Origin of the sequence: Opitutus sp., from assembly GCA_024998815.1 — a bacterium.
GTDB lineage: Bacteria > Verrucomicrobiota > Verrucomicrobiia > Opitutales > Opitutaceae > Rariglobus.
In genome coordinates this window covers 90,264-105,079 of the sequence record JACEUQ010000002.1, presented here as the reverse complement: position 1 = coordinate 105,079, position 14,816 = coordinate 90,264, and the positions used below count along the sequence as shown (strand labels likewise).

The window sequence follows — 14,816 nt, the reverse complement described above, 5'->3', positions numbered from 1 at the left end:
GTCAAGAGGCCGTTTGGTTGCCGTCATGGCCAAGAAAAAGAGTCCCTTGAGTGACGAAGCGCTGGGGTTGGTGGCGCGGCGGTTTGCGGTGTTGGCCGAGCCGATGCGGCTGCGGTTGTTGCAGGCTTTGTTTGACGGGGAGAAGTCGGTGGGCGCGCTGGCGGAGGCGGCGGCGGGGACCCAGGCCAACGTGTCGCGGCATTTGCAGACGCTGGCCGAGGCGGGGTTGGTCAGCCGGCGCAAGGAAGGGTTGCAGGTGTTTTATGCGATCGCCGATCCGTCGATTTTCCAGCTTTGCGAATTGGTCTGCGGGAGTATCGACCAGCAGAACCAGGCGCGGGCTAAGGTGTTTAGGTGAGCGGTGGCGAAAGTCGCGAGTAGCGCGGCGGCTTCGGCGCGCTACTTGCGGTTTTTGGCCGGTGGGCATGGGATTATTTACTATTTCGCGATATGGGGAAATGAAAGCGGCCGCTGCGTTCGTCACTGCGGGCTGCGCTTAGACTGCGGGAACGGGTGGGGAGGGGCTCGGGATTAAGCATCGACAAGCCACGCGTCGCGCAAAACCTTGCCGCCACTGTATGGAATCGCTGCAACACCTCTTTGATCAAAACAAGCTATGGGCGGATAAGATTCGCGAAAGCGATCCGGAGTTTTTCGGCAAACTCGCCCGTCAGCAGAATCCGGAATACCTGTGGATCGGCTGCTCCGACAGCCGCGTGCCTGCCAACGAGATTGTGGGCCTCCTTCCAGGCGAGCTTTTCGTTCACCGGAATATTGCCAACGTGGTGGTTCACACTGATTTAAACTGTCTTTCGGTTATCCAGTTCGCCGTCGATGTGCTCAAAGTTAAGCATATCATCGTCGTGGGGCACTATGGTTGCAGCGGCGTGCGCGCGGCGCTGCGGTGCGATAAGGTGGGCTTGTCCGACAACTGGTTACGCCACGTCCAAGACGTAAAGGAAAAGCACGATATGTGCCTGTGCCGGTTGCCGGATCAGGACGCTCAATACGCGCGTCTGTGTGAGTTTAACGTCATCGAGCAGGTCGATAACGTGTGCAAAACCTCCATCGTTCGCGACGCCTGGGAGCGCGGCCAAGTTGTGACGGTTCATGGCTTAATCTACGGACTCAAGGACGGCCACTTACGTAATTTGAAGTGCTCGGCCGCCAGTATCGGCGAGGCTGCCGTCAGCTACAAAGCAGCCGTTGCCGCACTCCAAGTTTGACGCCTCGCAGCGGGCCTCGTCCGCAGGCCGCGAGCTGCGGTCCGCTGGTTTGGGCGCACGTGGGGTGATTTTTCGGTGGCGGTGCGCTCACCCGCTCCGCACCGTTGCCGCCCCATGACGTCATCCGCCCTCCGCTCCGACGGCCGCAAGGTCGATCAGCTCCGCACCATCACCTTTGAGTCCGGCATCGCCCCGCACGCCACCGGCTCGGTGCTGGTGTCGTTTGGCAACACCCGCGTGATTTGCGCCGCCACCATTGAGCCGAAGGTACCGGGATGGATGAAACAACAGCGCGTGCCCGGCGGCTGGCTCACCGCTGAATACTCGCTTTTGCCCTACAGCACGCATGAGCGTAAACAGCGCGATATTTCCCGCGGCAAACTCGACGGCCGCACCGTCGAAATCCAGCGCCTGATCGGCCGCTCGCTGCGCGCCGTTTTGGATCTTAAGAAATTGGGCGAGAACACCCTGTGGATCGACTGCGACGTGCTTCAGGCCGATGGCGGCACCCGCACCGCGTCGATCACCGGGGCGTATTTGGCGGCGCGTCTGGCGATTCAGACGCTGCTCGATGCCAAACGCATTCCCGAAAACCCGTTGGTGGACAGCGTCGCGGCGGTGAGCGTGGGCCTGTTTGAAGGGCGCGAGTTGCTCGACCTGCCCTACGTGGAAGACAAGGGCGCCGAGGTGGATTTTAACATCGTTATGACCGGCCAGGGCAAGTTTGTGGAAGTGCAAGGCAGCGGCGAAGAGGCCACCTACACCCACGAACAGTTGCTCAGCCTGATTGCGCTCGCGCAAAAGGGTATAAAGGAGATCAGCGCGCTGCAGACGGCTTTCTTGAGCAAGCAGTTGCTGAAGTTTTAAGCGGTTATTTTTTTGCGTTTTCGATGGGGGCGCCCCCAAACCATTGGCCACGAAAACCACAAAATGACACAAAAACTAAGGCATCGATCCCTTTAACCGCGAAGGCTCGCGAAGTTGCGCGAAGAAAAACGCAATTACTTGTCGATCAATTGGATTTATCCGCTTCGCGAGCCTTCGGATCGTCTTCGCGGTTAAAAAATCGGCATCTTGGGTTCGGCGCTCCGGCTCGGCTCTGTGATACCCGTCGAAGATCTGAATCTGATTAAAAACACCCGCACGCCTCGTTGCGCGCCCCGCTCTCCAGGCGCTCACTGCGAAAACCCCGCCCCAGCCCCAAAATCCATTTGCCGGACTGGGGCTCGCGCCTAGGGTCTTTTTTTATGCCCGCATCCGCCGCCGCTTCGTCCGCCTCCACGCTCTCCGAGTTGCTCGCTCCGACCGACTCCTTTGCCCGCCGCCACAACGGCCCCGATGCCGCCGAACAGGCCTCCATGCTCAAAGAACTCGGCGAGCCGTCCCTCGACGCCTTGGTCGACGCCACCGTGCCACCCCACATCCGCCGCGATGCCATGGACCTGCCGGCCGCCCTCGGCGAAGCCGCCGCCCTCGCCGAACTGCGCTCCCTCGCCGTCCAGAACCACATCTACCGCAGCCACATCGGCATGGGTTACTACAACACCCACACCCCGGGCGTCATCCAGCGCACCATTTTGGAGAACCCAGGTTGGTACACCGCCTACACGCCCTACCAGGCCGAGATCGCCCAGGGCCGCCTCGAAGCGCTGCTCAATTACCAGACGCTCGTCACCGACCTGACCGGCATGGAAATCGCCAACGCCTCCATGCTCGACGAGGGCACCGCCGCCGCTGAAGCCATGATGATGTGCCACCGCCTTAAGGAGGGCGACACGGCTGCCCACCGCGCGTTTTTCGTTTCCGAAAAGTGCCACCCTCAGACCATCGACATCGTTAAAACCCGCGCCATTCCCCTCGGCATCGAGGTGCTTGTGGGCGACCACCGCAGCTTCGCCCCCACCGCCGGCACCTTCGGCGTGCTGGTGCAATACCCCGACACCACCGGCAGTATCCATAATTTCGAGGCGTTTTTCGCCGCCGCCCACGCCGTCGGTGCGTTCACCATCGTCGCCACCGACCTGCTGGCCCTCACCCTCCTGCGCGCCCCCGGCGAATTCGGTGCCGATGTCGCCGTGGGCTCGGCCCAACGTTTCGGCGTGCCCATGGGCTTCGGCGGACCCCACGCCGCGTTTTTGGCCACCAAGGATTCCTTCAAGCGCCAGATGCCCGGCCGTCTGGTCGGCGTGTCCAAGGACGCCAATGGCGACCCCGCCATGCGCTTGGCGCTCGGCACGCGCGAGCAACACATCCGCCGTGACAAGGCCACGTCCAACATCTGCACCGCCCAGGTGCTGCTGGCGGTCATGGCCTCGATGTACGCGGTTTACCACGGCCCCGACGGCCTCAAGAAAATCGCCCGCCGCGTGCAAGCGTTAACCGAACTGCTCGCCGCCGGCCTGCGCGCTGCGGGTGCGACGGTGAACGCCGAGCCGGTGTTCGACACCCTCACGGTGGGCAACATTTACGCCGCCAAGATCAACGCCGACGCCCTCGCGCATAAAATCAACCTGCGCCAAATCGACGCCTCCTCCCTCGGTATCTCGCTCGACGAGACGACCACGCTGGAGCAAGTCGAGTCGCTGATCGCGCTGTTTGGCACCACCCGCGCCCCGCACGCCTCCGACGTGGAGCGCGTGGGCTTCGACGCCCCGCACGCCCGCACCACGCCGTTTTTGACCGCCCCGGTGTTCAACCGCTACCACACCGAGCACGAGATGCTGCGCTACATCAAGCGCCTCGAAGCCAAGGATTTGTCGCTTGTTCACTCGATGATCTCGCTCGGCTCGTGCACCATGAAGCTCAACGCCACCAGCGAGATGTTCCCCGTCTCCTGGCCCGAGTTTGGCCAACTGCACCCGTTCGCCCCGGCCGACCAGACCAAGGGTTACGCGCAGTTGTTTGCCGACCTCGAAGCGTGGTTGACCGAAATCACCGGTTTTGCCGCCGTCTCGCTTCAGCCCAACGCCGGCTCCCAAGGTGAATACGCCGGCCTGCTGGTGATTCGCGCCTACCACGAGTCACGCGGCGACGATCACCGCAACATCTGCCTGATCCCGACCAGCGCCCACGGCACCAACCCGGCCACCGCCGCCATGTGCGGTTACCAAGTCGTGCCCGTGGCCTGCGACGCCTCTGGCAACATCGACGTGGCCGACCTCCAAGCCAAGATCGCCACCCACGCCAAAAACCTCGCCGCGGTGATGATCACCTATCCGTCGACTCACGGCGTGTTCGAGACCTCGATCAAAGACATCTGCGCCCAAGTTCACGCCGCCGGCGGCCAGGTTTACATGGACGGCGCCAACATGAACGCCCAGGTCGGCCTGACCTCGCCCGGCCACATCGGCGCCGACGTTTGCCACCTGAATTTGCACAAAACCTTCTGCATTCCGCACGGCGGTGGCGGTCCCGGCATGGGCCCGATCGGCGTGGCGGCGCACCTCGCGCCGTTCCTGCCAAGACACGTGGTGGTTTCCCCGGTTCACGACAAAGGCCGCCGCCACCTCGGCGCGGTTTCGGCCGCTCCCTGGGGCAGCGCCTCGATCTTGGTTATTTCGTGGATGTACATTCGCATGATGGGCCCGGTCGGGCTGACGCAGGCCACGAAGATCGCCATCCTCAACGCCAACTACGTCGCCGCCCGCCTGGAAAAGTATTTCCCGGTGCTGTACCGCGGTGCCACCGGCCTGGTGGCTCACGAGTGCATCGTCGACCTGCGCGGCTGGAAAAAGCACGGCATCGAGGCCGAGGACGCCGCCAAGCGCCTGATGGACTACGGTTACCACGCGCCGACCCTGTCGTTCCCCGTGCCCGGCACCTTCATGATCGAGCCGACCGAGAGCGAAACGAAGGTCGAGCTGGACCGTTTCTGTGAGGCGATGATCTCGATCCACGCCGAGATGCAGGCGGTGGTTAACGGCCAGTCCGACAAGCTGGACAACCCGCTCAAACACGCCCCGCACACCGCCAAAGTGGTGACGGCCGACACCTGGACGCGGAGCTATTCGCGCCAGACGGCGGCCTTCCCCAGCGAGTTCGTGCGCCAATCGAAGTTCTGGCCGGCGGTGGGTCGGGTGGATAACGTTTATGGCGACCGCAACCTGATCTGCTCGTGCGCCGGCATGGAGGCGTACGCCGAGGTGAAGTAAGCGAAAAAGGGCGCGATACGCTCCGCCCAAATCCTCAAGACCAGCCCCCCGCGCACGCGTCGGGGGCTGGTCTTTTTTTTGGGAGCGCGAATGGACCGCCTGGCATGAAACGCGCCTTCAGACAGAAAAACACCGGTTTCGGTGACAAAAGCGAGTTGACCCAGCGCAACGCGAAGTCGTTATCGGAGTGCGTCATGAGGTCAGCCCCGACCCACCGACTCCACCTTAATGCCCGCGGCAAAACCCGTTAAACCCGAGACATTGGTGCAAGGCATATCCGCCTCGCACGGAATTGTTTATGGGCAGGCGTTTTTGTATATTCAGAGCGATGTGGAGGTTCCCTCCTACGATATTGAGCTCGAAAATCACGGGGCTGAGATCACGCGTTTCGAACAGGCAATCGTCGTCACGCGCCAGCAGATCCAAAAAATCATGGCCGAGGTGGACAAAAATCTCGGCGCCGAGGAGGCCCAGATTTTCGATGCCCATCTTTTGGTTTTAGAGGACCAAGCGCTCATTTCTGAGACGATTCGCGAGTTCGAGACCTCAGGGAAAAACATCGAAACCTGCTTCGACAAGGTCTCGCAGCGTTACATCAAGGCCTTCGCCGAGATCGACGACGAGTACCTGCGTGAACGCGCCTGCGACATCCGCGACGTGGCTCAACGTGTGCTCCAAAATCTTCTCGGTCAGTCGAGTCAAAATCTTAGCCAGTTGGTGGAGAAACGGGTGGTCGTCGCCAACGATGTATCCCCGTCCGATGCGGCGGGCATTGATAGTTCTCAGGCGCTCGCGATCGTCACGGATTCCGGAAGCAAGACCAGTCATGCGGTGATCGTTGCCCGCTCGATGAAGGTGCCGGCGGTGGTCGGTCTCCGGGATTTGACTACGCAGGTTCAGTCCGGTGACTGGCTTTTGGTGGATGGGTACGAAGGCGTGGTGATCATCAACCCGTCGCAGCAAACGCTTTTTCGTTACGGGCAGATCCAGCTTCAGAAAAAAGGCTATGAGCAACGTCTGATGGAGGCCAATCGCCGTCCTGCCATTACCCTCGATGGGGTGGCGATCGCGCTGCGAGCCAACATCGAAAAGGTGGATGAAGCCGGTTTGGTGAAAGAGTATCTTGCAGACGGCGTGGGGCTGTTCCGCACGGAGTTTCTTTATCTCAGCTCGGGGCGGATCCCGAGCGAGAACGAGCAGTACCTCGCCTACAAGGCCATTGCCGAGGCACTCGCTCCGGCCCCCGTCGTCATCCGGACACTCGATCTTGGCGGCGACAAGCCCATGGCCGGTCACGCTCATCTTTTCCCGAAGGAGGACAACCCCTTCCTGGGCTACCGGGCGATCCGCTTCTGCTTGGATAACCCGAAGATTTTCAAGGATCAGTTGCGCGCCATTCTGCGCGCCAGCATCCACGGCGAAATTCGCCTGATGTATCCCATGATCAGCGGTCGCGAGGAATTGGCCCGCGCCAACGCCGTTCTCGCGGAGTGCAAGGAGGAGCTCACGACGCGCAAGATCGCCTTCAACCCGAATCTCCAGGTGGGCACGATGATTGAAATCCCGAGTGCGGCGATCACCGCCGACTTGCTGGCGCGTGATTGCGACTTTTTCAGCATCGGGACCAACGACCTGATCCAGTACCTTTTGGCGATCGACCGGGTGAACGATAAGATCGCCCACCTTTACGAGCCGACGCATCCGGCGGTCATTCGCACCCTCAAGTCGGTGGTGGAGCAGGCGCACAGCCAGAAAATAAAGGTCAGTGTCTGTGGCGAGATGGCGGGCGACGCGGTTTATGCGCCGCTGCTGCTTGGCCTCGGGATTGATGAGCTGAGCATGTCCCCGCCGCTGATTCCCGCGGTCAAATACCTGATCCGCTCGATGAATCTAAGTGACGCGCAAAAACTCGCCGCCGAAGCGCTTAAGATGACCTCGGCCAAGGAGATTTTGACGCTGTGCGAAGAGTTCAGCCGTATGCGGGTGAAGGTGTCGTAATCCGCCGGCGCGCTAACGGCGGGTCACTTTACGCGGGTCAAAAGGGACTGCGCGAGTTGAACGAGGAACGCGGTGTCGCCGGGGAGCGAGCGCAGGGAAGCCAGCGCGGCATCGGTTTGCTCCTGGGCCAATCGGCGGGCGGTTTTGATCCCGTGGAGGCTTACATAGGTTGTCTTGCCGGCCTTGGCGTCCTTGCCGGCGGTCTTGCCGAGGGTCGCACTGTCAGCGGTGGCATCGAGCACGTCGTCGATGATTTGAAACGCCAGTCCGAGGTGGCGGCCGGCGCTGCGGAGGTTGGCCAAGGCGTTGGAATCGGCCTCGCCCACCAGTCCGCCCATGACCAGCGAGGCTTCCAGCATGGCGGCGGTTTTGTTGAGGTGGATGTAGTCGAGCTCGGAGGCGGTGGCGTTGTTTTTTTTCTCGGCCAAGAGGTCCTGCATTTGACCGCCGACCAAGCGGGAACCGGAAGCGGCGTCGGCCAGCTCGGCGACCAGGGTGGTGGCGAGTCGGGGTGTTGCGCTGTAATGAGTGGCGAGGAGCACAAAGGCCTGGGTGAGGAGCGCGTCGCCGGCGAGCAGCGCGGTGGCTTCGTCAAATTGGCGGTGGGCCGTGGGGCGACCTCGACGCAGGTCGTCGTTGTCCATGCAGGGCAGGTCGTCGTGAACGAGGGAATACGTGTGGATGCACTCCAACGCGATGGCGGCGGGCAGGGCGGAGGCGCTGGGGCGGAAAAGAGAGGCGGCAGAAAGAGCCAAAACAGGCCGCAGGCGTTTGCCTCCGGCTTGCAGGCTGTAGCGCATGGCGTCGTGGATACGCGCTGGGCCGGCGTCGCCATCAGCGTACGCGGGCACGAGTTGGTCGATGGCGGTTTCGACCTGGGCGATCAGCTGGTTTAATTTGATTGAGATGTCCATCGGCAGGTGGCTAGTTTCGCGGGAAATATTCGCCCTCCGCAATGCCTTCCCTCGAACAAGTTTGCAAACGCCTCTTTTCCGACCAGTCGTGGTTTCTCAAAGCTGTTGTCGGGGCGTTGTTGTTGATCATCCCGGTCGCCCATTTTTTAGCGTTCGGCTACTTGTACAACATGGTCGAGCAGGCCCGTCGCGGTGAGGACCTTGATTTCCCTGAGTGGGGGGATTGGCGCCGCCTTTTCACGAACGGAATGGCGGCCTTTGCCATTTTTTTAGTGCTCGGCGTGGTGCCGATTTTGACGGCGTGGGTGCTGGTTTGGCCCCTGCATTTTTTCCTCAACTACGGGGCGTTTATTTATCTGCCCTTGGTGCCGGCGGTGATGTTAGCGGGGCCGCTCACGGTGGCCGGCATTTATCAGTACCAGCGCAATGAGGAATTCCGTGATGCGTTTCGCCTTGGTGTGCTGGTGGCGATGCTGCGCTCGACCAAGCTCTATTTTTGGGTGCCGACCTTTGCCTTGATCGGCTTTTTGGTCGCTGGCTACCCCTTGATGACATTCACCGTTTTTGTCGGTCTGGCAGCGAGTTGGTCTTACTATGCGGTTTCATATCGCTTCGTTGAAGAGTCGCGCAAGGCGCGGATTCGTGGTTGAGCTTGCGTGTCCGATTCCGGATAGCGGTTAGACCCTCACTTATAATTTTATACCCCTACCCAATATGGCTTCACAAAAACGGATTGATCGCGCGCTCAACGGCCCTGGACCGATTGAAGTCACGCTGGGCGCCCTGATGGGCATCGGGCTCGGTGTTGCACTGGGATCTTTGTATTTGATGCTCAAGCCGGTCGAGATCTTGACCAAACCGCCCGAGGCCTTGGTCGCCGCCGATGTCTATTTTGTGAAAGGAGAGGTCAACAGTTCGAAGTCGCGTCAGTGGTCTCGTAAACAGCAGCTGCTGTCCGCGGGTGGTGCTGCGGATGTGGTTTTCAACGAGGAGGAGCTGAATGCATGGGTGGCGAGTGCGACGGCTAAAGCGCCCGCTGATCCATCGAAGGTGGTGGTTCCGGAATGGGTGAATTTCCGTATTCGCGATGGCGTTATGCAGGTTGGCATCGCCGGGAAATTTCAGGCGTTTGAGATGACCCACCCCTTCGTGATTCAGGCGCGGGGCAAGTTTGTTCCCGGAGCCAATGGCTTCGAGTTTACCGCCGATGAATTGTACATCGGTTCGCTGCCCACGCACAAAGTTCCGGGATTGCCCCAGCTGATCATTCAGCGCGCATTGGCGGCCCAAAAACTGCCCGAGGAGCTGACCGCGATGTGGCGTAACTTGAAACTGGTGGCGGTCGAGGATAGTGCGGTGCACATCATCGTGCCGTGATTCGCCTGAGGCTCTTTATTTTGGGGCTCGTGGTGTGTGCGCTGGGTGGCGTGGCTGGCGCAACCGAGGAAGCGGACGCACCGCCGAGCGCGCTGAAAACGGGGCCGACGCCGCGTGTGTTTTATACGCGGCCCGGGCAGTTTGAGATCATTGTCATGGATGCGGCGGACGCGCGTTTGGCGCTCGTTTTGGGCCGCGCGGTGTGGGGGGCGTTGGCTGAACCGTTGAGGCTTCCTGTGGACGGTTTTAATACGCCCGTGAGTGTGCGTTTGGTCCCGGCTGCACAGTGGAGTGCGCCGACGGCCTTCACGGTAACGGTGGCAACCCCTGGAATGGTCACCGTGCGGGTGCGTTGGGAGGCCGGGGTGGATGCCAACGTGTTAAGGCGGGCGTTGGTCCATGGTTTGTTGATGCGGCAGGCGGTATCGGGGTACGGGGTAACCAGCTCGCTCACCGTGCCGTTGTGGCTGGAACACGCGTGTGCAGGGTTGAGCCGCGCAAAGGAGCGTCCGGCTATTATGGATATGTTTCAGCAGGATTCCGTTCGTCTCGCCGCGGCACCGTCGCTGGCGTCGGTGTTGCAGTGGGAGCGCGGGGTAGGGGAGTCGCGAGAGCGGGAGTTGGCGGCGCTCTGGCTACTCTTACAGTTGCAGGCGGAGTCGAGTGATGGAACCCAGTGGCAACAGTGGTTACGCGGGATTTTGGGTGGTGCCCCTGCACTGGATACGCTCCCGCGGATCTACTCGGGGCTTTGGGCGAATGCTGCCGACATGGAGCTGTGGTGGCAGACGGGTTTCTATCATCAGGCTAAAAAGCGGAGTCTGCCTATAATGACGGCGAGCGAATCCCGTGCGTGGCTGGCCGATCGCAGTCGGTGGCTCGGGGTGCGGCAGGGCCAAGAGCTCGTTGTGCCGTTGGGTGAACTCTCCCGACTTCGCCGCGAGCCGTGGGTTCAGCACGAGCTGGGGGAACGCAGTCAGCAGATTCGGTTAACGCTACCGGCAATCCATCCGTTTTACGCCAACGCGATGGTGTCTTTGGGGCGGCTTTACGAGGCGGCCCAGAAGGGCAAGGAGTCGGCAGCCAAGGCTGCGTTAGTCCAGTTCGAGCGTGATTCCAATGATGCGCGGGAACTGGACGACACGGTCGGGGCGATCCTCGATACCGCCCCACGCCAGTAGTTGAACTGTTCCGCCCGGGGCGTGCTTTTAAAGCTTCGCGATCAGGCTGGGCAAATCGATGTTGTTCATGATCAGGTTTTTGATGACCGGGATCTTGTCGGTGTCCTGCGGCTGGGTTTTCACCGTCATGCGGTTGATCGTCGAGGTGACGGTGTAGCTTTCACCCTTGGCGGCGATTACGGGGATGTCGGTTTGGGCCAGCAATTCGACCAACTTGGGGTGAGGCTGGATGTTGTTGGTGAGAATGAGGCCCGCGATGGTGGTGCTACCGGCTAGGCGGGCACTGGAAATGGCCGCGAGGATGATGTCGTCGCGATCGCCGGGGGTGATGATCAGCGTGCCCGGAGTGAGGTAATCAACGATGCCCTTGGCCGTCATGGCGCCGATGATGACGCGGTGAACGCGCTGCTTGGCGCAGCCCTTGCGACCATTGATCCACTGGCCTTCAATGTCCTCGGCAATCTGCGTCAGGTTGGGGGCCGTGAGTATTTTTTCGACGGGCAGGAGGCCGAGCAGCGGGACGCCGAGGCGCTTGAGTCCGATGCCGGCGTATTCACGCACGTAGTCGATTTTATCGGGTTCGATCTTGTTGAGGATCGCACCGATCACCTCGACACCGGCCTTGTCGAAAAGGGCTTTATTGAGCGCGATTTCGTCGATGGGCCGACCGATTCCGCCTGGGCACACCAGGATGACGGGAGATTTGAGCAGCTTGGCGACGCTGGCGTTTGATAGGTCAAAAACGGAGCCGACGCCGGCATGGCCGGTACCCTCGATCAAGGTGAAATCCTTTTCCCATGAAACGCGGTCAAACGCCCGGCAGATTTGGTTCTTTAACTCGGGCAGGAGCTCGTTCGGGTTTTTGAGGTAACGCCGGGTGAAGGTGGGGTCGATGGTCACCGGGCTCATGCTTTGGATGGGCACACGCACGTTGTAAATCGTGTCGAAGAGAAAGGGGTCCTCATCGACCTGTGCGCCCTGCACGCTGACGAAGCGCTGGCCTACGGGTTTAATAAAGCCCACCCGTGGAAAAATCGTCTGCAGAGCGCCGTAGAGACCGAGGCAGGTGGTCGTCTTGCCGTCGTTCATGCGCGTCGCCGCCACAAACACCCGTTTGATTTCCTTGTTGGTCGGCGCCGTTAATAATGACTGCGCGGGCTGAAGAAACGGGTTGTTGCTGGCGGTTGCAGGGGGATTCATGGCTGCGGGTGATTTTGTTGGGCTGAGCGCTAGTTGCGGCAGGGCAAGCGTCAGGCGGAGCCGAAGAGTAGGCGCCGGTCGATGGCCTGACAGCCGACGATGGCTGCGGCACCGAAGACGTCGTGGGCGCTGGCACCGCGGCTGATCTCGGCGGCCGGCTTGGTGAGGCCGGTGAGGATCTGGCCGTAGGCGTTGGCACCACCGAGGTGTTGCATGAGTTTGAAGGCGATGTTGCCCGAGTTGAGGTCGGGGAAAACCAGCACGTTGGCATGACCGGCCACAGAGCTGCTTACACCCTTGGTTTCAGCCACGGCGGCGTCGAGTGCGGCGTCGACCTGAAGTTCGCCGTCGATTTCCATTTCGAGGAAGGCGGCACGGGCCTTGGCGCGGGCCAGTTCGGTGGCTTGGCGGACCTTGATGAGCGAGGGGTGGTTGGACGCGCTCTTGGAAGCGTAACTGAGCATGGCAACTCGGGGCACTTCGCCGGTGAGGTGACGGGCGATCATCGCCGTGGAAATGGCGATGTCACAGAGCTGCTCGGCGGTGGGATCAGGGATGACGCCGCAGTCGGCCAGGAAGAGCGAACCGTCGCTGCCGACCTTTTTCTCGTCGAAATCGAGCACGATGAGCGAGGAGGCGGTTTGCACGTGTTCGAAGCGCGGAACGATCTGGAAAATCGGGCGCAGGCCGCTGGCTGCCGACATGGTGGCGCCGGAAATGAGCGCGTCGGCCTGGCCGGTGACCAGCATCATGGTGGCGTAATAGCTGGTGTTTTTCAGCGCTTCGCGCGCCTCGGTGCTGCGCACGCCTTTCAATCGGCGAATCTGCTCCAAGTGGCTGGCGAGCCCTTCAAATTCTTCGCTGCGCTCGGGTTCAATCAGGCGCATGCCCTGCAGGTTAATATCGAGCTTGGCCGCAGTGGCTTTGATCGCCGCGCGGTCGCCGAGCAGAATCGGCGCGCCCATGCGCCGGGTGACCCACTGGCGTGCGGCTTGCAGAATGCGCGGGTCGTTGCCTTCAGGGAAAACGATTCGCTTGGGGTGGCGCTGCAGACGTTCAATTAACTTGGGGATGATGGGCATAGGGGATGCGGAAAATTGCGTGGCACTTTTAGCAGCGTCAATGCCAGTTCAGGGTAAAGAACTTGCTAACCCGCCTAGCCGCTCCGAAAAACGCCTCGCGTGTCCAAAAACCTCAAGCACATCGGTATCGTGGCTTCGGCTACCCTCGTCTCGCGGGTGCTGGGCCTGGGGCGCGACATGCTTACGACGACCGTGTTCGGCGTCGGTGCACTCAACTCCGCTTTCGTATCCGCTTTTACCCTTCCCAATTTGTTTCGCCGCCTGCTCGGCGAGGGCGCGCTGACCGCCGCTTTGGTGCCCACCCTGCATGAGGAGATGGAGAAAAAACAGCGCGCAGGGGCGTTTGTTTTGGTCAGCCAAGTGACAAGCTGGCTGCTGGTGGTCACCACAAGTGTGGTCGTCTTGGCGATGCTCGGACTGAGCCAGGCCGGACGCTTGGCCGAGTTCGCGGTCGGGTGGGGGGTATCAGCGGAGACCACGCACCGCTGGCTGCAAGGGGCGGACTTGGCCGTCGTGCTGTTTCCCTACCTGATTTTTGTGTGTCTGGCGGCGGTATTCAGCGCCACCTTGCAGACGTTGAACCGGTTTTTGGAGCCGGCGCTGTCACCGATTTGGCTGAACCTTTCGATGATCGGACTGCTCGGCGGCGCAGCCTATTTGGGCTGGGCGCAGGACAAGCCGGGCGCGATGCACTGGTTGTGCGCCGGTGTCTTGCTGGGCGGCTTTTTGCAAATGGCGGTGCCGGCCATCGCTCTCATGCGCGAGGGCTGGCGTCCGCGCTTCGACTTGGGCGCGAGCGATCCCTTTAAAAGCATCGTGCGACTGATGGTGCCTACGCTGTTCGGCTCGGCGATTTACCTGGTTAACATGGCGGTTTCGCGACTGGTAGGGCTTTCGCTCAACGACGCGGCGGCCTCGGTGTTGAATCTGGCCACGCGCCTGATGGAGCTGCCGATCGGGGTGTTTGCGGTGGCGGTGTCCACGGTGGTTTTCCCGCTGATTTCAAAATACGCGGCGCAGGGCGATCACGCCAATTTGGCTGCCGCCTACCGCAAGGGAATGCGGCTGATTTTGGTCATCAATATGCCGGCGGCCGTCGGCATGGTGGTGCTGGCCGAGCCGATCATCCGGCTGCTGTTTCAGCGCGGGGCGTTCGATGCCGAAGCCACCGCCTTGATGGTGCCGGTGTTGGCGGTTTTCGCTCTGGGCTTACCGGTTTTTTCGTTCGTGAACTTGGTACTGCGGGCCTTTTACGCGCAAAAGGATACGTCCACCCCGGTGCGTGCCGCCGCCTTGAGTTTTTTGGTTAACTTGGCGCTGAGCTTTTTGCTCATGGGGCCGTTTTCCACCGTGGGCTTGGCGATCGCCAGCAATGTCGCGGTCTTGGTGCAGGCGTGGTTTCTCCAGGCCAAACTGGCGCGCAAACTTCCCGGCTTGGCCTTCAGCCACCTCGCCGCAGATGCCGGAAAAGTGCTCGTCGCCAGTTTGCTCATGGGCGCGGTGGTGGCAGGCGGCTGGTGGGGCTGGCAGCGCGGGGTTGCACCGGGGCTTTGGGCGGATGCGGCCGGTTTGGCGCTGCTCATCGGCGTGGGCATGACGGTGTATGCGGGCCTGGTTTGGGTGTTCCGTATCGAGGGCCGCGAGGATTTGGCGGCGATGGTACGCCGACGCTTGGGCCGAACTTGAG

At 61.3% G+C, this 14,816-nt stretch carries 12 protein-coding genes; 9 read left to right on the top strand and 3 right to left on the bottom strand.

Going from position 1 to position 14,816, the window contains the following annotated elements; translation table 11 throughout:
- The first annotated feature begins 25 nt into the window (after positions 1-25).
- The 5 genes from H2170_08330 to ptsP all read left to right on the top strand — a co-directional run bounded on the left by H2170_08330 (position 26) and on the right by ptsP (position 7,375).
- Positions 26-358 carry a winged helix-turn-helix transcriptional regulator gene (locus tag H2170_08330; GenBank protein MCS6300096.1) on the top strand — a complete coding sequence of 111 codons (333 nt, stop codon included), beginning with the start codon at positions 26-28 and terminating at the stop codon, positions 356-358.
- 220 nt (positions 359-578) lie between these two features.
- A complete protein-coding gene (can, locus tag H2170_08325; protein ID MCS6300095.1) occupies positions 579-1,226 on the top strand; it encodes a carbonate dehydratase in 648 nt (215 codons plus the stop codon).
- 114 nt (positions 1,227-1,340) lie between these two features.
- Positions 1,341-2,093 carry a ribonuclease PH gene (gene rph / locus H2170_08320; GenBank protein MCS6300094.1) on the top strand — a complete coding sequence of 251 codons (753 nt, stop codon included), beginning with the start codon at positions 1,341-1,343 and terminating at the stop codon, positions 2,091-2,093.
- Positions 2,094-2,473: 380 nt separating this feature from the next.
- Positions 2,474-5,377 (top strand): aminomethyl-transferring glycine dehydrogenase, encoded by a 2,904-nt coding sequence (gene gcvP, locus H2170_08315; protein ID MCS6300093.1) that lies wholly within the window; start codon positions 2,474-2,476, stop codon positions 5,375-5,377.
- 228 nt (positions 5,378-5,605) lie between these two features.
- Positions 5,606-7,375: a phosphoenolpyruvate--protein phosphotransferase gene (gene ptsP, locus H2170_08310; GenBank protein ID MCS6300092.1), complete on the top strand. Its 1,770-nt coding sequence runs from the start codon at positions 5,606-5,608 to the stop codon at positions 7,373-7,375.
- Between the two features lie 23 nt (positions 7,376-7,398).
- Here ptsP and H2170_08305 read toward each other — a convergent pair whose 3' ends face one another.
- On the bottom strand, positions 7,399-8,289 hold the full coding sequence (locus H2170_08305; protein MCS6300091.1) for a polyprenyl synthetase family protein: 891 nt from the start codon (positions 8,287-8,289) through the stop codon (positions 7,399-7,401).
- A 41-nt stretch (positions 8,290-8,330) separates the two neighbouring features.
- On the opposite strand from H2170_08305, the gene H2170_08300 reads away from it, so the two are divergent.
- The 3 genes from H2170_08300 to H2170_08290 all read left to right on the top strand — a co-directional run bounded on the left by H2170_08300 (position 8,331) and on the right by H2170_08290 (position 10,847).
- The gene (locus H2170_08300; protein MCS6300090.1) at positions 8,331-8,939 is read left to right on the top strand and encodes a DUF4013 domain-containing protein; all 609 of its coding nucleotides are present in this window, start codon (positions 8,331-8,333) and stop codon (positions 8,937-8,939) included.
- A gap of 64 nt (positions 8,940-9,003) precedes the next feature.
- Positions 9,004-9,666: a hypothetical protein gene (locus H2170_08295; GenBank protein ID MCS6300089.1), complete on the top strand. Its 663-nt coding sequence runs from the start codon at positions 9,004-9,006 to the stop codon at positions 9,664-9,666.
- Positions 9,663-10,847, top strand: coding sequence for a hypothetical protein (locus H2170_08290; GenBank protein MCS6300088.1), 1,185 nt, complete (start codon positions 9,663-9,665; stop codon positions 10,845-10,847). The genes H2170_08295 and H2170_08290 overlap by 4 nt, the downstream gene beginning before the upstream one ends.
- Positions 10,848-10,874: 27 nt before the next feature.
- Here the strand turns inward: H2170_08290 and H2170_08285 are convergent, their stop codons facing one another.
- On the bottom strand, positions 10,875-12,047 hold the full coding sequence (locus tag H2170_08285) for an AAA family ATPase (protein ID MCS6300087.1): 1,173 nt from the start codon (positions 12,045-12,047) through the stop codon (positions 10,875-10,877).
- Positions 12,048-12,097: 50 nt separating this feature from the next.
- Positions 12,098-13,129 (bottom strand): phosphate acetyltransferase, encoded by a 1,032-nt coding sequence (locus H2170_08280; GenBank protein MCS6300086.1) that lies wholly within the window; start codon positions 13,127-13,129, stop codon positions 12,098-12,100.
- A gap of 99 nt (positions 13,130-13,228) precedes the next feature.
- Here H2170_08280 and murJ point away from each other — a divergent pair, with 99 nt between their 5' ends.
- Positions 13,229-14,815, top strand: coding sequence for a murein biosynthesis integral membrane protein MurJ (gene murJ / locus H2170_08275; protein ID MCS6300085.1), 1,587 nt, complete (start codon positions 13,229-13,231; stop codon positions 14,813-14,815).
- Position 14,816 lies beyond the last annotated feature (1 nt).

Coding starts and splice junctions, on each gene's coding strand:
- H2170_08330 (MCS6300096.1), top strand. CDS start 26: ATGGCCAAGAAAAAGAGTCCCTTGAGTGACGAAGCGCTGGGGTTGGTG.
- can (MCS6300095.1), top strand. CDS start 579: ATGGAATCGCTGCAACACCTCTTTGATCAAAACAAGCTATGGGCGGAT.
- rph (MCS6300094.1), top strand. CDS start 1,341: ATGACGTCATCCGCCCTCCGCTCCGACGGCCGCAAGGTCGATCAGCTC.
- gcvP (MCS6300093.1), top strand. CDS start 2,474: ATGCCCGCATCCGCCGCCGCTTCGTCCGCCTCCACGCTCTCCGAGTTG.
- ptsP (MCS6300092.1), top strand. CDS start 5,606: ATGCCCGCGGCAAAACCCGTTAAACCCGAGACATTGGTGCAAGGCATA.
- H2170_08305 (MCS6300091.1), bottom strand. CDS start 8,289: ATGGACATCTCAATCAAATTAAACCAGCTGATCGCCCAGGTCGAAACC.
- H2170_08300 (MCS6300090.1), top strand. CDS start 8,331: ATGCCTTCCCTCGAACAAGTTTGCAAACGCCTCTTTTCCGACCAGTCG.
- H2170_08295 (MCS6300089.1), top strand. CDS start 9,004: ATGGCTTCACAAAAACGGATTGATCGCGCGCTCAACGGCCCTGGACCG.
- H2170_08285 (MCS6300087.1), bottom strand. CDS start 12,047: ATGAATCCCCCTGCAACCGCCAGCAACAACCCGTTTCTTCAGCCCGCG.
- H2170_08280 (MCS6300086.1), bottom strand. CDS start 13,129: ATGCCCATCATCCCCAAGTTAATTGAACGTCTGCAGCGCCACCCCAAG.